Here is a 22,528-nt window from a genome sequence, read left to right on the forward strand (position 1 = left end):
CCGCTTTCCCATCGCCAGGAAATGACAAGGCCTGATGCTCAAGGTCATCGCTATCGCCGTCTGGATCTGCGCCGCCACGCTCGGCGCCGTGTTCTATTCGTTCCAGGCAGCCGGCGAGCGCGGTGTCGGCGAGACACCGAAGCCGATGCTGGGTGGCCTGGACTACGTCAAGACCGACATCATTTCGGTACCGCTGATACGCGATTCCCAGATCGGCGGCTATTTCCTGACCAAGCTTGTCTACACGGTCGAGCCCGAGCAGATAAAGAAGCTGTCCATTCCAGCGGAAGCGCTCATCACGGACCAGGTCTATACCTACCTCTATTCCAATCCGCAGATCGACTTCACCAATAAGGCGACGATCGACCTCGATGCCTTCCGCGCCGCGATCCGAGATACCGTCAACACCCGTGTCGGCGCCACTCTGGTGCATGAGGTTCTGATCGATCAGGTCAATTTCCTGAGCAAGGACGAAATCCGCGACAACTGGCTGCGCCGCAAGAAAAGCGAGACGGCAGCGGAAATGACCAAGGCATTCAAGGAACATTGAGCTGCCCGGCTCGCCGTTGCGCCTCTCGCCGAGACGTCATCCGCTGCGGCGATAGGAACCAGCCACCGGAATCCGCGTTGACGTAAACGTCAACCCAAAGCTATATGCGACCGTGATCGCGAAAGCGCGCGGCATGGAGCTTCGAGCGCCGCTGCGCGACAGATGCAACAGACAAGGAGAACAGCGTGAGCGTTCAGGAGATTGCAGAGAAGATCAAGTCGCGCGTGGCGAGCAGCGGATTCGATCGTTCGGTGAAATTCGACACCGGCGCCGATGGCGTCATCGTCATCGATGGCACAACCATTTCAACCACTGACGGACCCGCCGATTGCACCATCAAGCTCTCGCTCGACGATCTGGATTCGCTGATATCGGGCGACCTGAACCCGACCATGGCTTTCATGACCGGCAAGATAAAGGTCGAAGGCGACATGACCGTCGCCATGGCGCTCAGCCAGCTGATCGGCTGACCGCTTGTGAGCCGCACAAAACGCCGCCCGATGGGCGGCGTTTTTGTTTTGAGCCGCAGCCGAGTGGCCCTTCGGGCAGCCCTTGCAGCTCAGGCCGCCGACGTCAGCTGCTGCGCCTTCAGCTTGCGCCCCGCCGCCTTCAGCGTGCCGTGTACGCCGTCAAGCGCGCCGTCGACCAGTTCCAGCGCCAAAAGGCGGTGCCGCTCATAAGGGCCGGGCATGGCGAGCGAACCGGTCCTGACGGCCGAAAACCCGAAGCGTCCGTAATAGGGCGCGTCGCCGACCAGCAGGATCGCCGCATGGCCAAGCCGCGCCGCCTCGGCGATGGCATGACGCATCAGCGCCGAGCCGATGCCGGCACTCTTGAGCGACGGTTCGACGGCGAGCGGACCAAGCAACAGCGCTGCCGGACCGCCCTCGCCCAGCCTGACATCCCACAGCCGCACGGTGCCGGCGACGGCGCCGGATGCATCACGAGCGACGAAGGCCAGGCCTTCCGAGGGCCGGCGGCCGCGCCGCAGCTTCTCCGAAGACTTCTTCCTGCGCATCGGACCCATGGCGTCGTCTAGCAGCGCTTCGCGCGCTGCAACGTCGGCTGAGGTTTCGGCGACGATGGCAATGGCGCGGGCACTCTCCCCCACAAGGGGGGAGATCGGCCAGACGCCCTCATCGATGAAATTTGCAATGTCCATTTCCGCAATCCCTAGCGAGCGGAGATCTGTCCCACAGGCGAGCCCGGGTGGACGCCAGACGCCCACCTGGGATGATCTGAGCGGCTCTTGCGAACCGTCAGATCACGTAGGATCGGAGAGGCTCGAAGCCGTTGAAGGCGACCGCCGAGTAGGTGGTCGTGTAGGCGCCGGTGCCTTCGATCAGCACCTCGTCGCCGATGGTCAGCGACAAGGGCAACGGATAAGGCGTCTTCTCGTACATCACGTCGGCGGAATCGCATGTCGGGCCGGCGAGCACGCAAGGCGCGGTCTCCGTGCCGTCATGCGCGGTGACGATCGGGTAGCGGATCGCCTCGTCCATCGTCTCGGCCAAACCGCCGAACTTGCCGATGTCGAGGAACACCCAGCGCACATTGTCGTTGGCGGCCTTCTTCGAGATCAGCACGACTTCCGACTTGATGACGCCGGCATTGCCGACCATGCCGCGGCCCGGCTCGATGATGGTTTCCGGAATGGCATTGCCGAAATGCTTGCGCAGCGCCGAGAAGATCGCCTGGCCATAGGCCTTGGCCGCCGGCACGTCACGCAGGTAGCGCGTCGGGAAGCCGCCGCCCATATTGACCATCTTGAGCACGATGCCTTCCTCGGCCAGCGTCGCGAACACCGTCTTGGCGTCGGCCAGCGCACGATCCCAGGCGGTCAGGTCGGTCTGCTGCGAGCCGACATGGAACGACACGCCATAGGCGTCGAGGCCGAGCCCCTTGGCATGGCGCAGCACGTCGACGGCCATCGCCGGCACGCAGCCGAACTTGCGCGACAGCGGCCACTCGGCGCCCTCGCCGTCGGTCAGCACGCGGCAGAACACGCGCGCGCCGGGAGCGACGCGGGCGATCTTTTCGACCTCTTCGACGCAATCGACCGCGAACAGGCGGATGCCGAGCTGGTAGGCGCGTGCGATGTCACGCTCCTTCTTGATGGTGTTGCCGAAGGAGATGCGGTCCGCCGGCGCACCGGCGTCCATCGCCATCTCGACTTCGGCAACGGAAGCGGTGTCGAAGGACGAGCCCATCGCAGCAAGGAGGCGCAGGATTTCCGGCGCCGGATTTGCTTTCACCGCATAGTAGATCTTGGAATCGGGCAGCGCCTTCTCGAAGGCGCGGAAATTGTCGCGCACGACATCGAGGTCGACGACGAGGCAGGGGCCGGTCGGACGTCGGGTGGCGAGGAAGTCAAGGATACGCTGGGTAGCCATCGGGGTCTCTCCATCAGCGCCTTTCGGCGCGCAATAAGGCTGCGGGACGCGGGCTGTCGGCCTCGCGAACACGCGGTGGACAAAGGCGGGACGGAAATCCATGGAACCAGCCGGTGGAGACCCCGGAACCATGAAACGCCGTCTCGCGGCGGTGAACCTTGGCCTTGCCCGGCCTCGGTTCGCTTTGTCTGCCTTGGCTTGGATGGGAGACCCGTCCGCACTGCCGGCAATGAAGGTGTGCCTCTTCAGTAACCCCGGTCTTTGGACAACCGGCAGAACACCAGAAAGGCCCGCACCGTCGTTGCTTCAAGGTGTCCTCGGTCTGGCGGTTGGCCGCTAAACCGACTGGAGGGGTTGGCTCCAGTTACCTTACCGATTTCCCTCACCATTCGAGGATCGGCGGACACCCACAGGCACGTGCGACTTTGGGCAAGCGCGATATAAGAGCGTCGGCTTTCACAATCAATAAAAATCGCATCCAAGGTTGTAAAATTTCTGGCATCGAACAATGTTGGTGCAATCGTATCCGGATATCGAACGATGCCAGGCACGCACGGCCCCCTCAACGCCTTTCTCGACGTTCGCCAGATGCCGGTGGCACATGCCGAGCTAGGACCGCTGGCCGGCTTGCGGCTGGCCGTCAAGGACATCTACGACGTCGCCGGCTACCGCACCGGTTGCGGCAATTTGCAGAAATTCGCTGAAAGCGACGCCGCCTCGCGCACCGCGCCGGCCGTGCAGATGATTCTCGATGCCGGCGCGCGCTTCGTCGGCAAGACCCAGACCGACGAACTTGCCTTCGCGCTGTTTGGTCAGAATGCGCATTTTTCGTTTCCGGTGAACCCGGCAGCGCCCGACCGCGTTACCGGCGGCTCGTCATCGGGGTCGGCTGCGGCTGTAGCTGGCAGGCTGGCCGATATCGCCACCGGCTCCGACACCGGCGGCTCGATCCGCGCGCCGGCGAGCTTTTGCGGGTTGATTGGGCTGCGCACCACGCATGGCCGCATTTCGCTCGACGGCGCGATGAAGCTGGCGCCGAGCTTCGACACGTTCGGCTGGTTCGCCGACGATATCGAGACCTACGAGACAGTGGGCAAGCTGCTGCTTGGCCGCGACCCGCACCAGCAAGCGTTGGAGCGCCCGCTGGCGCTGGACTGGCTGGATGGACTCGTCGCCCGCCCTGCACTTGCCGAATATGCTGAGATGAAGGCGCTGGCGAGCAAGGTTTTCGGCACGCCTGCGACCCCGGCGGTGCCCTTCGCCTCGTCTCCGGACGAACTCTACTGGTGCTTTCGCCGGCTCCAGGCCAAGGAAGCCTGGACGGTGCATGGCGCGTGGATCACCAGTGGCGAGCGCGACCTCGGCCCCGGCGTCGATGAACGTTTCGGCTTTGGCCGCGCGGTCGACGACCGCACGGCACAGGCCGAGACGGTGCGCCGGCTGACCTTCAGCGCCGAACTGAGTGCCCTGCTCGGCAAGGACGGCTTCCTTGTCCTGCCGACGGTGCCTGGCCCGGCGCCCTACGTGGACAGCACGCCGGAGCAGTTCCAGGCCTATCGCGAGCAGGCGCTACGGCTTCTGTGCCTGGCCGGCCTATCGGGTTTTCCGCAAATCACCTTGCCCGTCGGCTCGGTCGCCGGCGCGCCGTTCGGCCTGTCGCTGCTTGGCCCTTCCGGCAGCGACATTGCCCTGATACGGCTCGGCCGGAAACTTCTCGACGCCGCACGAAAGGCCTGACCATGGACACACTGACCCGCATGCGTGCCTTCATCGATGTGGTCGAGGCCGAGGGCTTTTCGGCGGCGGCGCGCAAGATCGGCCGTTCCAAGGCATTGCTGTCGAAATATGTGCGCGAGCTGGAGGACGAGCTCGGCGCGCTGCTGCTCAACCGCACCACAAGGCAGTTCTCGATGACCGAGGCCGGCCACACCTATTACCGGCGCGCCTCCGAGATCGTCCGCGAGGTCGACAGCCTGGCCGATGCAGTGCGCGAATCCTCCGGCGACGTGCGTGGCCGGATCAAGCTGTCAGCGCCGCGCACCTTCGCCGATGCGCCGATCGGCCAGTCGCTAATTGACTTCGCCAAGCAATATCCCGACATCGTGCTCGACATCCAGCTCGACGACCGTTTCGTCGACCTTGTCGAGGAAGGCTTCGATCTCGCGGTGCGCATCTCGCGGCTGGAGAACTCGTCGCTGATCGCCAGGCGGCTGGCGCCGTTTTCGATAAGGCTGTGCGCCTCTCCCGAACTGATCGCCAAGCACGGTATGCCGACCCGGCCGCAGGATCTTGGCCGCATGCCCTGCATCGTCGACACCAATGGCCGTGGACTGAACAACTGGCCGTTCAAGGGCGAGAATGGCGATCCGGTGAGCGTCGCGGTGTCGGGTCCGATCGAGGTCAACAGCCCGATGACGGCGCGGGCCGCGGCCCTGGCGGGGCTCGGATTTTCCGTCCTGCCGGATTTCATCGCCGCGCCCGATCTCGAAAGCGGGCGGCTGGTGACGGTGCTCGATGACCGCATCCTGTCGGGCGGCGGTATTTTCGCCGTCTACCCGCACCGCCGCTACCTGCCGGCCAAGGTCCGCGTTTTCGTCGACTTTTTGGTGCAGTGGTTCAGGACGCGTGAGGCTGCCTGACCGTTCCAAGCCGCTGCCCGCCTTTGGGCGACACCCACCAGCGGTCCCAATTTCGCCCCCTTTCTGGTAACTTCTCGACATCTCTCCGAGGCCGATGGAATCGCGACCGAGAATGCACCTGAAACGGCACGCAATCATGCTGGCTTCGGCCTTGGCGGCGATCTTTGCCGCCACCGGACCGGCTTATGTGCATCCCCATGTCTTCGCCGAGGCTCGCCTTGACGTGATCCTCTCCCCGGATCACCAAAGTGTGAAGGCGCTGCGCCATCTCTGGCGCTTCGATGATCTGTTTTCCTCGACGGTGATGATGGAGTTCGACAAGAACTCCGACCTGAAGCTCGACGACAAGGAGCTGAAGGAGGTTGCCGACACCGTCCACGCCTCGCTGGCCGAGTTCAACTACTTCCAGCTCGTCACTGTCGACGGCAAGGACGTGGCGATGACGCCGCCGCCGCATCTGATGGMCAATTTCGACAATGACCAGCTGATCATCCTGTTCGAGTCCGAGCCGAAGGAGCCGATCAAGCTCAACGGCAAGATCGACATCGGCGTCTACGATCCGACCTTCTACACGGCGATCGATTTCACCGAGGACCGCAACATCACCGTTGAAGGCCTGCCGTCGAATTGCACCAGCAAGGTTATCCGTCCCGATCCGGACGAGGCGATCGCCGAAAACCAGAAGACCCTGACCGATGCCTTCTTCAACGATCCGACAGGCACCGACATGAGCAAGATCTTCGCCACCAAGCTCGAACTGAACTGTCAGCCAGAAGGATGAAGCCGGTGACGAAACCGTCCCTGCGTTTGGCATTCGGCCTGTTGGCCATCACCTTTGTCATGATGCATTTCGCCAATTCCGCCCATGCCCAGAGTTCGCTCGGCATCGGCGTCAATGACGGCATGGCGCCCACCACCGGCCCGTTCGCCCACATCCTGATGTGGATCAATCTGAGGCAGCAGGAATTTTACCGCGCGCTGGCGACGGCGATGAAGGCGATGCGCCAGGACGGCAGCAAGCTGTGGGTGCTTATCGGCCTGTCCTTCGCCTACGGCATTTTCCACGCCGCCGGCCCCGGTCACGGCAAGGCGGTGATCTCGTCCTACATGGTGGCCAATGAAGTGGCGCTGCGGCGCGGCATCCTGTTGTCCTTCGTCTCGGCACTGCTGCAGGGCCTGACCGCGGTCGCGGTGATGGCGGTCGCCTATTTCGTCCTGCGCGGCACCGCCGTCTCGATGACCGATGCGGCCTGGTTCATGGAAATCATGAGCTTTGTTTTCGTTACCCTGTTCGGTGCCTGGCTGCTGTGGCGCAAGCTCGGCCCCTCCGTCCTGCGCCTTTTTGGCAGAGGCCCCGCCTATAGCCTGTCGGCGGCTCACGCCGGTCATTCCCATGCGGGTCATTCGCACGCCGGCCATTCGCATGCCGGCCACTCGCATGGTGGTCATTCGCATGCAGTGCATTCGCATGCTGACCATGACCATTCGGCGCATGCCCATTCGCACGCGCTGCACGTGCGTGACGATCACGACCATGCGCATGGCCATTCGCACGATCATCACGAGCACGGTGCGCACGATCATGTCGCACACGACCATGCTCATCACGCGGCCGGCGAGGTCTGCGACACCTGCGGCCATTCGCATGCGCCCGATCCGGCGCTGCTGTCTGGCGACCGCTTCGACTGGCGCACGGCCTGGTCGGCAGTAGCGGCTGTCGGCATCCGCCCCTGCTCAGGCGCGCTGATCGTCCTGAGCTTTGCACTTCTCAACGGGCTCTGGCTCGGTGGCCTGCTGTCGGTGCTGGCCATGTCGCTGGGAACCGCCATCACCGTTTCGGCCCTGGCGACGCTGGCAGTGACCGCCAAGAACTGGGCGGTGTATTTCGCCGGCGACGGCCGTATGGGCAACCGCATCCACTCGATCGTCGAGATCGGTGGCGCCGCGTTCGTGTTCCTGTTCGGACTGCTGCTGCTGTCGGCGAGTCTGGCGACGGGTGGATGATGTTGCGGTTGGCGACGCTCCGGGTTTAACCCGCGATCTTGCTGCCCAGCTCATCCTCGATATGCGCGCGGATGATCTCGTCAAAGCTCTTCTCGGCGCTGAAGCCGAGCTCCCTTGACCGCCGCGCCTCGAACCGCGTCGGCCAGCCCTTGACGATCGCCCAGATCGTCTCGTCCGGCTCCTCGCGGATCAGCTTCACCGCCTTCGATCCGGCGATGCGGTCGAGTGCCTCGATCTGCTCGCCGACTGTGACCGCGACGCCGGGCATCGTCAAATTGCGGCGCGGCCCGACAGCGTTGCCGTCGATCTCCGCCGCATGGATCAGGAAATTGACCGCCGAGCGCGGGCTGGCATGGGTGTGCATGACCGAGCGCGGCACTGGCAGGATTGCCTCATGGCCGCTCAACGGCTCGCGGATGATGCCGGAGAAGAAGCTGGAGGCTGCCTTGTTCGGCTTGCCTGGCCGCACGCAGATGGTCGGCAGCCGGATGCCGATGCCGTCGAAGAAGCCACGCCTGGAATAATCGGCGAGCAGCGCTTCGCTCATCTGTTTCTGGGTGCCGTAGGAGGTCAGCGGCGTCGGATGGAATTCATCCGGGATGACATCCGGAAACGGCGCGCCGAACACCGCGATCGACGAGGTGAAGACGACGCGCGGTGCAAAGCCCGCCAGGCGGATGGCATCGAACAGCGCTCGCGTACCGTCGAGATTGACGCGGTAGCCGAGATCGAAATTCGCCTCCGCCTCGCCCGACACGATGCCGGCGAGATGGAAGACGACATCGGGGCGCGACGCGACCAGGCGCTCTGCGGCACCCGCCTCGGCGAGGTCGCCGGTGTGGATGGTGACGCTGACGCCGTCCATGGCCGGCGCCTGCGGCGGCACGATGTCGTGCAGGTCGAGTGCCGCGATCTTGCGGCCGCGCAGCGTGCCGTCCTTGGCCAGCCGGGCAATGAGCTTGCGACCGACCATGCCTGCGGCGCCAGTGATCAGAATACGCATGTCGAAATCCCTTATTTGCCCTGGTTTTTGCGCTGGTTGCGGGCCCGCAGCCAGAACACCGAGAAAAACGCCAGCACGAAGATGATGCCAAAGGCACCGGCCAGCACGGTCGAGAAACTGCCAAGCGCCAGCATCACCGTCGGCAGATAGAAGGCGGCGATACCGAACAGAAGCATGATCCACGCTGCCGCGATGGCCGCATTCCTGGTGTCGCGGTCCATTATGCTGCACCCGGGCAGCGGGTCTTCATCAAGCTAGTTTTCAAGGCTTTGGGACTCCTGGGGCAGGACCAATCGATATCAATCGATCAGGCCTGGTGATGATGGTCGTGAAGCGCGGCCGCACCATGCTCGTGATCATGATCGTGGTCGTCGCCATCGTCGGCGCACTGTCCGAATTCCGGTTCCACGGTGGCATGGCTGATGCCGTGCTTGCTGGCAAGCCGCTTCTTGATGGTGCTCACCGCCTGATAGGCATCGACGCCTTCAGTAAGGCAGGCATGCAGTGTCGCCATGTTGCTCGTTCCGTCGAGCGACCAGACATGCATGTGGTGCACTTCACGCACTCCCTGGACCGTCGCCTCGATATCCCTGGCGATCAGGTCGCGGTCGAGGCTCGGCGGCACGCCCTCGAGCAGGACATGGGCGGCGGCGCGCATCAGCGACCATGCCGTTGACAGGATCAGCAGCGAGACCAGGACCGACAGGATCGGGTCGATCGGCGTCCAGCCGGTCGCCAGGATCACCAGCGCTGCAACGATCGCCGCTGCCGAGCCGAGCAGGTCGCCGAGCACATGTAGGATGGCGCCCCGCATGTTCAGGCTCTCGCGGTCGCCGCCATGCAGCACGAGGAAGGAACCGATATTGACCAGCAGGCCGAGCACCGCCACGACCAGCATCGGTCCGCCGAGCACCGGTGTCGGCGCCAGCAGGCGGCCCCACGCCTCGTAGACGATCCACAGCGCAATGACGAAGATTGCGATGCCGTTGGTGTAGGCGACCAGAGTCTTGACCCGGCCGAAGCCATAGGTGAGACGGCCGGTTGCCGGCCGGCCGGCAAGATGAAATGCATACCAGGCAAGGCCGAGCGCGATCGCATCGGCGAGCATGTGGCCAGCATCGGCCAGCAGTGCCAGCGACCCGGTAAGAAGGCCGCCGAGCGCCTCGGCGACCATGAAGCCGCCGGTCAGGCAGGCGGCGATCAGGACGCGTTTTTTGTCGGTCGAGCCATGCACATGGCCGGCGCCGTGATCGTGTCCGCTGTGGTCGTCGGAATGGGTATGTGCCAATGGCAACTCCCGTTGCGCGCCGAATTCAGTTCACGCGCCAAACTCGGCGCGAAAATCCTCAAGCCGTCGCTTCTGCTGGCCGTCGCCATCGAAATTGGCCGGGTCGAGCCACGCTTCATAGGCTTGACGCAGGGCCGGCCACTCCTTGTCGATGATCGAATACCATGCCGTATCGCGGTTTTCACCCTTGACGATGAGATGCTGGCGGAAAATGCCCTCGAACTTGAAGCCGAACCGTTCGGCCGCCCGCTTCGATGGCTCGTTGCGGTTGTTGCACTTCCATTCGTAGCGACGATAGCCGAGCTCGTCGAAGATGTATTTCATGAACAGGAACTGCGCTTCGGTCGCTCCGGGCTTGCGCGAGATGAGCGGTCCCCAATAGATGTTGCCGATCTCGATGACGCCATAGGCAGGATCGATACGCATCAGCGTCTGGCGTCCGGCGACCTTGCCGCTGGCCTTGTCGATGACTGTGAAGAACAGCGGATCTTCGCTGGCCTCCACCTTGTCCAGCCATGGCTGGAAGGCGGCACGTGTCTCCGGCGGATAATCGGGCAGCCAGGCGAAGCGACCATCGACGTCGGACACGGAAGACGCTTCATACAGACCGTCGCCATGTTTTGCGGCGCTCAGCGGTTCGAGCCGGACGGTGCGGCCGTCGATGGCCTTGCGCTCGGGCCGCGGACGCGGTTGCCAATCTTTGAGATTTTCCGACACCTAATGCTCCAATCCGTTTGACTTTTGCCGGCCAAGGCTCACAAAAACGCACGCCAACAGTAAGAACCACACGGACGGGAAAAATGCTCCACACGATTTCGGCCTTCGACCGTCTGGGCGAGGAAAACGCCTTCGCCGTGCTCGCGCGAGCGACAGCACTTGCGAGCCAAGGCCGCGACATCGTCAACCTCGGCATCGGCCAGCCCGACTTCAAGACGCCGCAGCACATCGTCGAGGCGGCGATCAAGGCGCTGCGTGACGGCCACCACGGCTACACGCCGGCCAATGGCCTGCTGGCGACGCGCGAGGCGGTGGTGCGGCGCACGCTGACCACCACCGGCGTCGAGATATCGCCTGAAACGGTGATGATCCTGCCCGGCGGCAAGCCGACCATGTTCGCCGCGATCCTGATGTTCGGCGAGCCCGGCGCCGAGATCCTCTATCCCGATCCCGGTTTTCCCATCTACCGCTCGATGATCGAATTCACCGGCGCGGCACCGATCCCGGTGCCGATGCGCGAGGAGAACGGCTTTGCCTTCTCCGCCGACGAGACGCTGGCGCTGATCACCTCGAAGACCAGGCTCTTGATCCTCAACTCGCCGGCCAACCCGACCGGCGGTGTCACGCCGCGCGCCGAGATCGAGAAACTGGTCAAGGGGCTGGAGAAGCACCCCGACGTCGCAATCCTCTCCGACGAGATCTACGACGTCATGACCTATGACGGCGAGACGCATTGCTCGCTGCTTGGCTTTCCCGAGATCCGCGACCGGCTGATCGTCCTCAACGGCTGGTCGAAGACCTGGGCGATGACCGGCTGGCGCATGGGCTGGTCGATCTGGCCGAATGGCGACAAGGGCGCCCATCTCTACGACAAGGTGCGCAAGCTGGCGGTCAATTGCTGGTCCTGCGTCAACGCGCCGAGCCAGTTCGCCGGCATTGCCGCCATCGACGGCCCGCAGGACGATGTCGACAAGATGATGCGCGCCTTCGACCGTCGCCGGAAGATCGTGGTCGAGGGGCTGAATGGCTTGCCCAACATCTCCTGCATCACGCCCAAGGGTGCCTTCTATGCCTTCCCCAACGTGTCGAAGACCGGCTGGAAGGCAAAAAAGCTCGCCTCGGCACTGCTCGACGAGGCCGGCGTGGCGCTGATCGGCGGTCCCGATTTCGGCATACTCGGCGAGGGCTACATCAGGCTCTCCTACGCCAACTCCGAGGAGAACATCTTGCGGGCGCTGGAGCGGATCGGAACGTTCCTGGCGAAGTGAGGTTCGGCCCGCGCTGTCCATCGATATCCCCGACCGGAGAAAGTGACATCGGATGTTCTACGCAATCCTCGCCTATCACGTGGAAGATGCGATCAAGGCGTTGACGCCGCGGGAAGATGCGGCGCTGATGGCCGACCTGCTGAAGATCAACACCCGGCTTCACGAGGAAGGCACGCTAGGACCGTCCGCGCGTCTGGGAGCGACGCAGGATGCCTTCACCCTGCGCGGCCCGGGTGACGGCGTGGTCATCGACGGCCCTTTCGCTGAGACCAAGGAACAATTGCTCGGGCTATATGTCGTCGACTGCGCCACGCGGGACGAGGCCATCGCGATCGCCCGCGACCTTCGCCGTGTCAATCCGACCGCCGTCTACGAGATCAGGCCCATTCTGCTTTTCAAGCCCGGCGCGCCGCTGGCGGGCAAATGAGCCGGCGGCCGGAGGCCTGCCAGCGTCCGCTGCTCACCCACGCCCCACAAACGGCATCTTGGTGGCCATCACCGTCATGAACAGCACATTGGCGTCGAGCGGCAGGCTGGCCATGTGAACGACGGCGTCGGCGACGCGCTGGACGTCCATCACCGCTTCGGCGGCGATCGAGCCGTTGGCCTGCGGCACGCCGACCGTCATCGGCTGTGCCATGTCGGTCAGCGCGTTGCCGATGTCGATCTGGCCGCAGGCGATGTCATAGGGCCGGCCGTCGAGCGCCAGCGTCTTGGTCAGGCCGGTGATGGCATGCTTGGTCGCTGTGTAGGGCACCGAGCCCGGGCGCGGCGCGTAGGCCGACACCGAGCCGTTGTTGATGATGCGGCCACCCATCGGCCGCTGCTTGCGCATGGCGCCGAAGGCGGCGCGGGCGCACAGGAACGAACCGGTGAGATTGACGCCGACGATGTCATTCCACACCTCGACCGGGATCTCGTCGATCGGCGTTGATTTGTAGCCCATGCCGGCATTGTTGAAGAGCAGGTCGACGCGGCCGAAGGCCTCCGCCACCGTCTCGAACAGATCATCGACCTCGCCGGCCTTGCTGATGTCGCAGGCAACCGCCAATGCCTTGGCCTCGGTCGGCCCGGCCTCGGCGACGGCGGCATCCAGCACGGATTTGCGGCGTCCGCAGAACACCGTGTTCCAGCCGGCCTTGAGCAGCGCCGTGGCGACGCTCTTGCCGATGCCCGTGCCGGCACCGGTGACGATAGCGGTTCTTTGCTCGGTCATGGCTGTTGTCCTCCAGCGGCGCTGCGTGTGCACGACTGATTTTCGGGGTTTGTCCTCAGGAGAGAAGGCATCGCAAATGACGGCAGCGATGGCAAGCCGAACCACCAGGGCCGGTCTCGAAAAATGGAATCCGGTTTTCGGAGAAGATCTGCTCAAACGAACGGACAGGGCCCGACAAAAAGGGCGGTCATTGGCGACCGCCCTGATCTGAACCGGGCTTGGGAGGAGGAGAAGCCGGTCCGACTGTGTAGAATCATGCGCTTCCTGAGTTAATGGAGGGTTAACCCCGGAAAGGCGATCTGTGCCGATTTGGGCTACCAGCGCGGATTGGGCGAAGTCCCTGCCTTGGCCGGCACCTTGGCTGCCGAAACCGTCGCCTCGACGTGATCGACCAGCGCATCCGGCAGGCCAAGCCGGCCGGCAAGCAGATCGAGATACCCGCGCTCGGCGCGGGTGTCGGGATCGATGGTAAGGCGCGACGCGGTGTAGAGTTCGAGCTTCTGCGCATCGGTCTTAGCGCCGGCTACCAGCATGTCGAGGTCAAGCGGGCTCTCCAGCTCCTTCATCAGGAATTTCTCGGCATCGGAGCCTATGCCGGCTAGGCTGAGCTTGCCGGCGATCTTCTGGCGTTCGTCGCCGTCGATATGACCGTCGGCCTTGGCCGCCGAGATCATCGCCCGAACCAGGGTCAGCGTGAATTCGTCCTCGCCTTGCGGCGCCTGCGACGGGTGGAAGGCGGTGTCCTTGGGCGGCGGCAGCAATTCCGGTTCGCCGGTCGCGGGGCCTTCCGCCGGCGCGTTGCCGGCCTTGTAGTTCTGGTAGGCCTTGTAGGCGAGGCCGCCGATCGCGGCCAGTCCGCCTAGCTTCACGGCAGCGCCCGTCACCTCGCGGCCGGCACCGGTCCCGAGCAGCACGGCAGCGAGCGCGCCAGCGGCCAGCGGGTTGTCCTTGGCCATCTGCACGGCCTGGCCCGCCTTGTCACGGACGGTGCCGCTGGTGCCGGGGATTTGCGAGCCGAGCAGATCGTCAAGAAGCTTCTTGGGATCGAACATTCAATGCCTCCAGGATTTGCCCGGCCGAACGGGCAGGTTTCGAACGCCGAAGAGGTAGGCCCCGCACTTTGACATTACAATGACGGATCCTTCGGGACAGATCCTCGCGGCGGGTGGCCGAAGCCCGGATCAGGATCCGATATGCCGGCCCCTGCCCCGTACTTGCGCAAGTTCGACCTGGCGCTGACGCTCGGCGTAACGCTGGCGGTCCTCGTCGGAACGCGCATCGAAACAATGCGGACATGATACGCCGGTGGCAAACTTCGGTGACGTCAGGTCGCCCGGCGTCAGCGGATGGCGGCAGGCGCGGCAGAGTTCGGCGTCGCCCTCGGCAAGGCCGTGCGACACCGAAACGCGTTCGTCGAACACGAAGCACTCGCCTTGCCACAGGCTCTGTTCGGCCGGAACCTCCTCCAGGTATTTGAGGATGCCGCCCTTGAGGTGGAAGACATCCTCGAAGCCGAGCGACTTGACGTAGGCGGTCGCCTTTTCGCAGCGTATGCCGCCGGTGCAGAACATCGCCACCTTGCGGCCCTCGAGTTCCGTCCTGTGTGCTTCCACCCAGGCCGGGAACTCGCGAAAGCTTGCCGTTGCCGGATCGACCGCGCCCTTGAAGGTGCCGATCGACACCTCATAGGCGTTGCGCGTGTCGATGACGATTGTCTCCGGCTCGGAAATCAGCGCGTTCCAGTCACCCGGCGCGACATAGGTGCCCGCACTCGTCGCCGGGTCGATGTCGCCGACACCCATGGTGACGATCTCGCGCTTCAGCCGCACCTTCATGCGGTGAAACGGCGTTTCCGCTGCGCTGCTGTATTTGACCTCGAGGCCGGCGAGCCCTTCGATGGCTTCGAGATGATCGATCAGTTCGGCGATCGCCGCCTCGCTGCCGGCGACGGTGCCGTTGATGCCCTCATGCGCCAGAAGCAAGGTACCCTTGATGCCGCGCCCGCAACAAAAAGCGGCGAGCGGCGCGCGCAATTCGTCGAAGGCATCGAGCCGGGCAAACCGGTAGAGCGCGGCGACACGGATGGGGTCAGTCGGCGTGGACAATGTCATTGCCAAGCCAACTAGACGCTCATGGCAGCCGATTCAAGGCGCACCGGCTTCATCAGCCCGTCATCGTTTTGATGGCAATGGCCGGTATCGTCGCCCCACGGCGCGTGACATCGCGACACGCTTCGTTTCATGGACAGAAAAACACCCGTCTGCTAATCGGTTGAATTGTCCCACGATACGGAGAGACAGATGCCCAGCAAGACCGAAAAACTCCTGTCGCTCCTCAACGGCCAGCCGGTCATCCCGGTGCTGAAGATCGCCAATGTCGATGATGCCGTGCCGCTGGCCCGCGCTCTGGCGCGCGGCGGCCTGCCGGCGATCGAGATCACGCTCAGGACCGCCGACGCGCTGGAAGCGATCCGGCGGGTGGCGGCTGAGGTCGAGGACGCCATTGTCGGCGCCGGCACCATTCTCGATGCGCGTCAATTCGAAGAGGCGGCGGCAGCGGGCTCGCGCTTCATCGTCAGCCCCGGCATCACACGCGAGCTTCTGGCGGCAGCGGCCGACAGCAACGTTCCGCTGCTGCCCGGCGCAATCACCCCTGGCGAGATCATGGCCGCTCGCGAAGCCGGCCTGCGTTTCCTCAAATTCTTCCCGGCCGAGCAGTCGGGCGGTATCGCATCGCTGAAGGCCTTCGCCTCGCCGCTCGCCGATGTGAAATTCTGCCCGACCGGCGGCATCACCGGCAAGAACGCGGCCGAGTATCTCAGCCTGCCCAACGTCGTCTGCGTCGGCGGTTCCTGGGTGGCGCCTGACGACATGGTCAAGGCCGGTAAGTGGGACGAGATCGAGGCTCTCGCACGCGCGGCGAGCAAGTTGGCAAAATAGGGCTTACGGCGAGGCATCAAAAAACCGGCCGACTTGCGTCGACCGGTTCTGCCGATTGAGTTTCGTGCCGATCAGTTGCAGACCCTGATCTCTTCCACGACCTTGCGGTGGTGAGCCCAATGCGTGACCACCTTGGTCCGGCAGTGCTTCCTCATCATGTGCATATGGTCGTGGGTCTTGACGACAACGGTCGCTGCCTGCGTGGGAGCGATGGCCGCTGAAGCAGTTGCCAAAGCAATGACCGATGCCAGTAGAATGTTCTTCATGGATATCCCCGGGTTTGAACGAACAGGGGAGAAACCCTTGAAGGACTGAGCAAGTTCCACGCTCACGGCAAAGTCAGACCGGCGTGACCGCGGCCAATGGCGGCGGCGCCATTGGCCCCCGCTACGCAACAAAAAAGCCGCGCAGGTTGCCCGACGCGGCTTTGTCGATCGACTGGTCGCTTACTTGGTCTGGAAGCGGGCGACCGACAGGAACTTGACGGCGTTGCCGGTGAAGCGGTTGGCATCGGCCATCTGGTCGCCCGACTGGAAGCCAGCCGTGTAGACCTCGCTCGGCGGCGTATGCACGATGCTGTAGGCGTAGCCCGGTGCTGTCGTGGCGCTTGAAACGGTGGCGACATGTTCGCCGCTGGTCAGCGCCCAGCGGGCGGCCTGCGGCGCGGCGGCAACCACCATGGCCTTGGGACCAGGCTTCAGGTCGCGGGCGGTGGCTCTCGATTCCTTGCGGGTCGTCTTGACGCCAGCGCCGATCGCGGCGGCCGGATCGGTGCCGGCCGGGCGGGCAACGACAGCCTCACGCGGCGATGCGGCATCGGCGCCCGACGGATCGTTGAAGGCCGAACGCGCTTCGGACAAGGACAAGGAAGCGACCTGGTACGCGTCGGCCGCAGCACCGGCCCGGGCATTGGCCTCGTCGAGCACGGCCTTCACTTCGTCCGGCCTGGCTATGTCGGGCCGCGCGCTGGGCAGCGCCGAGAGGGCGTCGGTCGCGGCGCTGCCGCGCTCAGCCGTATCCGCCAGCGCCATCAGCACGTCCTTGCTGGGCGGCGGCGCCAGAGCGGCCGGCAGCGAATCGTCGGGGCGCCATGTCGGCAACGGTACGTTGTTGACGGCGACCTGTGCGGGGGCCGGGGCCGGAGCGGCCGACGGATCGGCCATGCCGAAAGGCACGTTCGCCGGCGCATGTGCTGTCGCCACGGCCTGCTCGGTGGTGGTTGCCGCATCCGCGGTCGCTGTCGCATCCGCCATGGCGAAAGGAACGTTCTCAGGCGACTGGGCACCGACATCGGCCTTCGGCCGCGGTGCAAAATCAGGCAGCGGAATGCTGCGGGCCGGCAGCGCCGCGATGATCGTCTCCGGCGTATCCTTTTCCGGCTCCGGAGCCTGCTCCTCGGCCACCTGCGGAATCTCCGCGCGCTTGGCATTCTCCGGCGCCACGATGGCGATGCCCGGGAGGTTGCTGGTCTTGGCTGTCGCGGCCGGCTGCAGGTTTCTAGCCTTGGGCGGAGGTGCCGCCGAAGCGGTCTCGACATCGGCGCTGTCGTCGGCCTCGTCGTCGCCGCCGCCGCCAAAGAAAGCCGACAGGAACCCACCTGATTTCTTGCTGCTGCCGCCGGCGCTGGCCAGTTCGATGGCCGGCGCGCCCGCACCCTTGCGCGCCTTGTAGGAGGCGAGCGCCTGCTCAAAGCCGGGCAGCGGCCTGCCGTCGCTCGGCACATGCAGCGTCTTGCCATTGGGGAACAGGCTGACCAGTTCCTGGCGGCTGATGCCGGGCCAGTGGCGCACATTGCCGACATCCATATGGACGAACGGCGAACCGGATGTCGGATAGTAGCCAACGCCGCCACCCTGCATCTTGAGGCCGATGTTGCGCAGTTTCTTCAGCGGCACGCCGGGAATGTAGAAATCCATCGCCTTGCCGAGCATGTGCTGGCTTTTCTCTGCGACGCCCCTGCTGCGGCTGCGCAGCATCGAGTTCGTCGACGGCGAGCGATAGCCGCAGACGACCTGGATGTAGTCCGTGGCACCGCTTTCCCGATAGGCTTCCCAGACCAGATCCAGCAGGCGCGGATCCATCTTGGTCGGCTCGTTGCGGCGCCAGTCGCGCAGGATGATGTTGATCTTCCTCAGACCCTCCGGAACGTAGCGGCCATTGCGCTTGTAGACGATCTCGGCCTTCTCGTGCGTATGGAGGTGATAGAGCTTCAGCGAACGTGTTTCGGCGCTGGCGCCAGTTGCAGCCGCGGCAACAAAACCAAATGCGACAATCAACGCCGCCAGCCATTTCGGCCAGACGCTCACGTGATGGTGCCGCCCGTTTGTGTGTCGTTCGATTCTGTTCAAATCAAAAGGCCCTGCAGGCTGCCGTTTGTCCCCGGATTTGTCCAAACGGATGTGTCGTTATCACATCCGAATATCGATCCTAATGGTTAATCATCGCTTATTGAAGCCAAAATGCGGTAACACCGTGGCGATATCCCGTCAAAAATTGTTCACCGGTTTTCTTGGTAAACCGCTGGTTTAGATCATGTTTCCGCCTTTGCCCGAAACACGATCTGTTACCGTCAGCCTTAATGCGTGAACAGGTCTGTCCATAGGCCTGCCACATTCCCGCCGAAACCCGATATAGGGCGGATTCTGGCATTGCAAGCTGGCTCCGGCCTTGCGTCCGAGGCATGAATCCCGAACCGAAGCTCGGCAAGGCGAAGGTGGAAACTGGTTTTCGGGAGAGATTATGCGCTCCAGGGGGTGTCGAGATTGAGGTCAGGCTGGCATCACCTGATTCTCAACACACCTAGGAAGCGAGCCGGTCGACGCGGCCGGTCTCCGGGTTGATGCCGTATTCCTTGAGCTTCCGGTAAAGCGTCGAGCGGCCGATGCCGAGGCGGCGGGCGACTTCGCTCATCTGGCCGTTATAGTGGTCGATGGCGAGCTTGATCATCTCGAGTTCGACATCAGCCAGCGCGCGCACATTGCCGCGTTCGTCGAGCGCCCGCAACGTGCCGAAGCGAGGCTGCAGCCTGGCCAGCGGATCGGGCTCAATCGCCAAGACAGCCTCGCCTGACGAGACTTCCTCCTCGCCCGGCTCCGTGTCCAGCGGCAAGGACGCAGACGGCGAAACGCCGTCGGCGTCGAGATTGACCGTGCCTTCCACCTGCGCCCGGATCTGCGGGAAGTCCTCGGTGGTCAGCACATCGCCTTCGCAAAGCACCGAGGCCCGGAAGACGGCATTTTCGAGCTGCCGGATGTTTCCAGGCCAGTCATAGGCCTGCAGCACGGCAAGGGCCGCGGCCGAAATGCCTTGCAGGCGATGACGCGGGTCGGCTGGCGCCACCTTCTCCATGAAATGCGTGACCAGATAGGGGATGTCGTCGCGGCGGTCGCGCAGCGGCGGCACGAAGATCGGGTAGACGTTCAGCCGATAGAACAAATCCTCGCGGAACTTGCCGTCCTTGACCTGCTGCAAGAGGTTGCGGTGCGTCGCCGAAATCAGCCTGATGTCGACCCTGACGGTCGAGCGTCCGCCGACCGGGTCGACCTCGCCGTCCTGCACGGCGCGCAGCAGCTTGACCTGCACGTCGAGCGGCAGGTCGCCGATCTCGTCGAGAAACAGCGTTCCCGAATGCGCCTCGACGAACTTGCCCGTGTGCTTCTCGGTGGCGCCGGTGAACGAGCCCTTCTCATGGCCGAACAGGATGGATTCGACCAGATTGTCGGGAATGGCGCCGCAATTGACGGTGACGAAGGGTTTCGAGCGGCGGTCGCCGCTGCCCTGTATAGCGCGCGCCACCAGTTCCTTGCCGACGCCGGACTCGCCCTCGATCAGGATCGGGATGTTGGATGCCGCCGCCTTCTGGCCGAGGCGGATCACCCTGTCCATGGCCGGGCTGTGCGTGACCATGTCCTTGAAGGTCAAAAGCCCGCCACGCCGGCGCGACGTGCGCTTTACCTCGCCCTCGACCGCCTCGACCTTGAGCGCATTGGCGATCGACGCCTGCAGCCTGTCGGGAGAGGCCGGCTTGACGACGAAATCGAAGGCGCCGTGACGCATTGCCGAAACCACGGTCTCGATGCCGCCCTGGGCGGTCTGCACGATGGTCGGGACATTTATGTCGCGCTCGCGCATCGCCTTCAGCACGCCGATGCCGTCCAGACCGGGCATGACCAGATCGAGGATGACCACCGAAACTTGGCGGGCGCCGGGCCCGTCGAGGACATCGAGTGCGGCCGCGCCGCCGTCGACGACGGTCGCCGCATGGCCGAACCGCGTCACGGCTGCTTCGAGCAGCCGGCGCTGCACGGGATCGTCATCGACTATGAGTATGGAACCTGTCATGACTGGTACGACTATGCCCGCCCGAGGAATTCTGCCCTGTGGACCATCTTGGCACAGGGTTCTAAATAAGGTTTCAAAAAACCCGGTGAATGAATTCCTTAGGATTTGACCGGCTTCTCGTTTCCCCTTTGAACCTCGGCCACGGAAGGTATCGGCGATGCACATGGTTTCTGGGCACATTATTTCTGCTCGGCGGCTAACCGCGCCGGCCTCCGGTCAGGGCGCCGCCGAGCTTGGCGACCTGCCGGAATGGAACCTTGCCGATCTCTATGCCGGCATGGAGGCGCCGGAACTGAAGCGCGACATCGCCAAGGCCGCGGCCGACGCGATCAGCTTCGAGACCCGCTGGAAGGGTACGCTGGCCGCCGAGGCCGAGCGTGGCAGCGCCGGCAGGCTGGGCGAGGCGCTTGTCGCCTACGAGGCCCTGGAGGAACTAATTGGCCGCATCGTCTCCTATGCCGGGCTGGTCTATGCCGGAAACACCGCCGACCCTCAGCGCGCCAAGCTCTATGGCGACATCCAGGAGAAGATGACCGACGCCAGCGCGCACCTTCTGTTCTTCGCGCTCGAACTCAACCTGATCGATGACGGCGCGATCGAAGGCGCCCTTGCTGGCGATCCCGCGTTCGGCCACTACCGGCCCTGGGTGCTTGATCTGCGCAAGGACAAGCCCTACCAGCTCGAGGACCGCGTCGAGCAGCTTTTCCACGAAAAATCGATCACCGGACGCGGTGCCTGGAACCGGTTGTTCGATGAGACGATGACCGACCTTCGCTTCGATATAGACGGCGAGGAATTGACGCTCGAGCCGGCGCTGAACCGCTTGCAGGATGCCGACAGCGACGTGCGGCGGCAGGCGTCCGAGGCGCTGGCAGCGACCTTCCGCAAGAATTTGCGCACCTTCACGCTGATCACCAACACGCTGACCAAGGACAAGGAGATTTCCGACCGCTGGCGCGGCTTCGAGGACATCGCCGATTCACGCCATCTCGCCAACCGCGTCGAGCGCGGCGTGGTCGACGCCCTGGCATCCGCCGTTCGCGACGCCTATCCGCGCCTGTCGCACCGCTATTACCAGATGAAGGCGCGCTGGCTGGGCATGGAGGTGATGAACCACTGGGACCGCAATGCACCGTTGCCGGATACGCCGCAGGCGATCATCGGCTGGGACGAGGCCAGGAACACCGTGCTCTCCGCCTATCAGCGCTTTTCGCCCGACATGGCGGAAATCGCGCGAACCTTCTTCGACCGCAACTGGATCGACGCGCCGGTGCGTCCGGGCAAGTCGCCCGGCGCCTTCGCGCATCCGACCGTGCCGTCGGCGCATCCCTATGTCCTGCTCAACTACATGGGCAAGCCGCGCGATGTGATGACGCTTGCGCATGAGCTTGGCCACGGCGTGCATCAGGTGCTGGCCAGCGGCCAGGGTGCGCTGATGGCCTCGACGCCGCTGACGCTGGCCGAGACGGCATCCGTCTTCGGCGAGATGCTGACCTTCCGCTCGCTGCTCGACCAGACCACCGACAGGCGCGAGCGCAAGGCCATGCTCGCCCAGAAGGTCGAGGACATGATCAACACGGTCGTGCGCCAGATCGCCTTCTACGAATTCGAGCGCAAGGTGCATGCCGAGCGCAGGAATGGCGAACTGACCTCCGACAGGCTCGGCCAGTTCTGGCTGGAAGTGCAGGCCGAAAGCCTCGGGCCGGCGATCAAGTTGCGCGAAGGCTACGAGGTGTTCTGGACCTACATCCCGCACTTCATCCATTCGCCCTTCTACGTCTATGCCTATGCTTTCGGTGACTGCCTGGTGAACTCGCTCTACGCGGTCTACCAGAATGCCGAGCGCGGCTTCCAGGACAAGTATTTCGAAATGCTGCGCGCCGGCGGCACCAAGCATCATTCCGAACTCCTGGCGCCCTTCGGCCTTGATGCCACCGATCCCGCCTTCTGGCAGATCGGGCTTGGCGTCATCAGTGGCCTGATCGACGAGCTGGAAACACTCGACGCTTGAACGCGCCCGTAGGTCTCATCTGCTCGCAAAACAGTCTAGCCAGGACGCATACTGGGACGGCCTATTCTTGGCCCAAATATCCGTTCTTGAAGTACTCTCCATGGAAGTTTTCCGATAGCTTTCCACAAGCCCTATGATAGCCTTCCTTCCAAGCTCAGC

22 protein-coding genes are annotated in these 22,528 nt (G+C 64.0%); 10 read left to right on the forward strand and 12 right to left on the reverse strand.

Features of this window, described 5'->3' with window-relative positions:
* The first annotated feature begins 34 nt into the window (after positions 1–34).
* Together AC1D2G_RS12385 and AC1D2G_RS12390 are read left to right on the forward strand one after the other, a co-directional pair.
* A complete protein-coding gene (locus tag AC1D2G_RS12385) occupies positions 35–550 on the forward strand; it encodes a hypothetical protein (protein ID WP_095084540.1) in 516 nt (171 codons plus the stop codon).
* Between the two features lie 185 nt (positions 551–735).
* Positions 736–1,020: an SCP2 sterol-binding domain-containing protein gene (locus AC1D2G_RS12390; protein WP_095084978.1), complete on the forward strand. Its 285-nt coding sequence runs from the start codon at positions 736–738 to the stop codon at positions 1,018–1,020.
* A gap of 89 nt (positions 1,021–1,109) precedes the next feature.
* Here the strand turns inward: AC1D2G_RS12390 and AC1D2G_RS12395 are convergent, their stop codons facing one another.
* Together AC1D2G_RS12395 and odc2 are read right to left on the reverse strand one after the other, a co-directional pair.
* Positions 1,110–1,712, reverse strand: a complete 603-nt coding sequence (locus AC1D2G_RS12395; protein ID WP_477414239.1) for a GNAT family N-acetyltransferase — start codon at positions 1,710–1,712, stop codon at positions 1,110–1,112.
* 97 nt (positions 1,713–1,809) lie between these two features.
* Positions 1,810–2,943, reverse strand: a complete 1,134-nt coding sequence (gene odc2 / locus AC1D2G_RS12400; RefSeq protein WP_095084541.1) for an ornithine/lysine decarboxylase — start codon at positions 2,941–2,943, stop codon at positions 1,810–1,812.
* Positions 2,944–3,483: 540 nt separating this feature from the next.
* On the opposite strand from odc2, the gene AC1D2G_RS12405 reads away from it, so the two are divergent.
* From AC1D2G_RS12405 to AC1D2G_RS12420, 4 genes are all read left to right on the forward strand, one after another.
* Entirely contained in the window at positions 3,484–4,680 is a 1,197-nt protein-coding gene (locus tag AC1D2G_RS12405; protein WP_477414241.1) for an amidase, read from the forward strand.
* A 2-nt stretch (positions 4,681–4,682) separates the two neighbouring features.
* Positions 4,683–5,582, forward strand: a complete 900-nt coding sequence (locus AC1D2G_RS12410) for a LysR family transcriptional regulator (RefSeq protein ID WP_457154707.1) — start codon at positions 4,683–4,685, stop codon at positions 5,580–5,582.
* A gap of 112 nt (positions 5,583–5,694) precedes the next feature.
* Complete coding sequence (locus AC1D2G_RS12415) at positions 5,695–6,363, forward strand: DUF1007 family protein (protein ID WP_477414243.1); 669 nt, start codon at positions 5,695–5,697, stop codon at positions 6,361–6,363.
* Entirely contained in the window at positions 6,360–7,586 is a 1,227-nt protein-coding gene (locus AC1D2G_RS12420; protein WP_477414245.1) for a nickel/cobalt transporter, read from the forward strand. Before AC1D2G_RS12415 ends, AC1D2G_RS12420 begins: the two co-directional genes overlap by 4 nt.
* Before the next feature lie 25 nt (positions 7,587–7,611).
* Here AC1D2G_RS12420 and denD read toward each other — a convergent pair whose 3' ends face one another.
* The 4 genes from denD to AC1D2G_RS12440 form a co-directional block, all read right to left on the reverse strand.
* Positions 7,612–8,589: a D-erythronate dehydrogenase gene (gene denD / locus AC1D2G_RS12425; RefSeq protein ID WP_477414247.1), complete on the reverse strand. Its 978-nt coding sequence runs from the start codon at positions 8,587–8,589 to the stop codon at positions 7,612–7,614.
* An 11-nt stretch (positions 8,590–8,600) separates the two neighbouring features.
* Positions 8,601–8,813 (reverse strand): hypothetical protein, encoded by a 213-nt coding sequence (locus AC1D2G_RS12430; protein ID WP_457151440.1) that lies wholly within the window; start codon positions 8,811–8,813, stop codon positions 8,601–8,603.
* Positions 8,814–8,896: 83 nt separating this feature from the next.
* Positions 8,897–9,877 carry a cation diffusion facilitator family transporter gene (locus AC1D2G_RS12435; protein ID WP_477228028.1) on the reverse strand — a complete coding sequence of 327 codons (981 nt, stop codon included), beginning with the start codon at positions 9,875–9,877 and terminating at the stop codon, positions 8,897–8,899.
* A gap of 30 nt (positions 9,878–9,907) precedes the next feature.
* On the reverse strand, positions 9,908–10,594 hold the full coding sequence (locus tag AC1D2G_RS12440) for a GNAT family N-acetyltransferase (RefSeq protein WP_095084980.1): 687 nt from the start codon (positions 10,592–10,594) through the stop codon (positions 9,908–9,910).
* 83 nt (positions 10,595–10,677) lie between these two features.
* On the opposite strand from AC1D2G_RS12440, the gene AC1D2G_RS12445 reads away from it, so the two are divergent.
* Both AC1D2G_RS12445 and AC1D2G_RS12450 read left to right on the forward strand, forming a co-directional pair.
* Entirely contained in the window at positions 10,678–11,862 is a 1,185-nt protein-coding gene (locus tag AC1D2G_RS12445; RefSeq protein ID WP_477414249.1) for a pyridoxal phosphate-dependent aminotransferase, read from the forward strand.
* Between the two features lie 52 nt (positions 11,863–11,914).
* On the forward strand, positions 11,915–12,289 hold the full coding sequence (locus AC1D2G_RS12450; RefSeq protein WP_457151430.1) for a YciI family protein: 375 nt from the start codon (positions 11,915–11,917) through the stop codon (positions 12,287–12,289).
* 33 nt (positions 12,290–12,322) lie between these two features.
* On the opposite strand, the gene AC1D2G_RS12455 is transcribed toward AC1D2G_RS12450, so the two are convergent.
* The 3 genes from AC1D2G_RS12455 to trhO form a co-directional block, all read right to left on the reverse strand.
* Entirely contained in the window at positions 12,323–13,078 is a 756-nt protein-coding gene (locus tag AC1D2G_RS12455; RefSeq protein WP_095084551.1) for an SDR family oxidoreductase, read from the reverse strand.
* A gap of 314 nt (positions 13,079–13,392) precedes the next feature.
* Positions 13,393–14,130, reverse strand: a complete 738-nt coding sequence (locus AC1D2G_RS12460) for a tellurite resistance TerB family protein (RefSeq protein ID WP_477414251.1) — start codon at positions 14,128–14,130, stop codon at positions 13,393–13,395.
* 129 nt (positions 14,131–14,259) lie between these two features.
* The gene (gene trhO / locus AC1D2G_RS12465) at positions 14,260–15,189 is read right to left on the reverse strand and encodes an oxygen-dependent tRNA uridine(34) hydroxylase TrhO (protein ID WP_477414253.1); all 930 of its coding nucleotides are present in this window, start codon (positions 15,187–15,189) and stop codon (positions 14,260–14,262) included.
* A 189-nt stretch (positions 15,190–15,378) separates the two neighbouring features.
* On the opposite strand from trhO, the gene AC1D2G_RS12470 reads away from it, so the two are divergent.
* Positions 15,379–16,017, forward strand: a complete 639-nt coding sequence (locus AC1D2G_RS12470) for a 2-dehydro-3-deoxy-phosphogluconate aldolase (RefSeq protein ID WP_477414255.1) — start codon at positions 15,379–15,381, stop codon at positions 16,015–16,017.
* Positions 16,018–16,088: 71 nt separating this feature from the next.
* Here the strand turns inward: AC1D2G_RS12470 and AC1D2G_RS12475 are convergent, their stop codons facing one another.
* From AC1D2G_RS12475 to AC1D2G_RS12485, 3 genes are all read right to left on the reverse strand, one after another.
* Positions 16,089–16,283, reverse strand: a complete 195-nt coding sequence (locus tag AC1D2G_RS12475; protein WP_477414257.1) for a hypothetical protein — start codon at positions 16,281–16,283, stop codon at positions 16,089–16,091.
* 180 nt (positions 16,284–16,463) lie between these two features.
* Positions 16,464–18,323 carry a peptidoglycan L,D-endopeptidase MepK gene (locus AC1D2G_RS12480; protein ID WP_477414259.1) on the reverse strand — a complete coding sequence of 620 codons (1,860 nt, stop codon included), beginning with the start codon at positions 18,321–18,323 and terminating at the stop codon, positions 16,464–16,466.
* A 493-nt stretch (positions 18,324–18,816) separates the two neighbouring features.
* Positions 18,817–20,358, reverse strand: a complete 1,542-nt coding sequence (locus AC1D2G_RS12485; protein WP_477414261.1) for a sigma-54-dependent transcriptional regulator — start codon at positions 20,356–20,358, stop codon at positions 18,817–18,819.
* 163 nt (positions 20,359–20,521) lie between these two features.
* Between AC1D2G_RS12485 and AC1D2G_RS12490 the strand changes: the two genes are divergently transcribed.
* Positions 20,522–22,369, forward strand: coding sequence for a M3 family oligoendopeptidase (locus AC1D2G_RS12490; protein ID WP_477414262.1), 1,848 nt, complete (start codon positions 20,522–20,524; stop codon positions 22,367–22,369).
* Positions 22,370–22,528: the final 159 nt, after the last annotated feature.

It is taken from the genome of Mesorhizobium sp. P2_C7 (assembly GCF_056404515.1).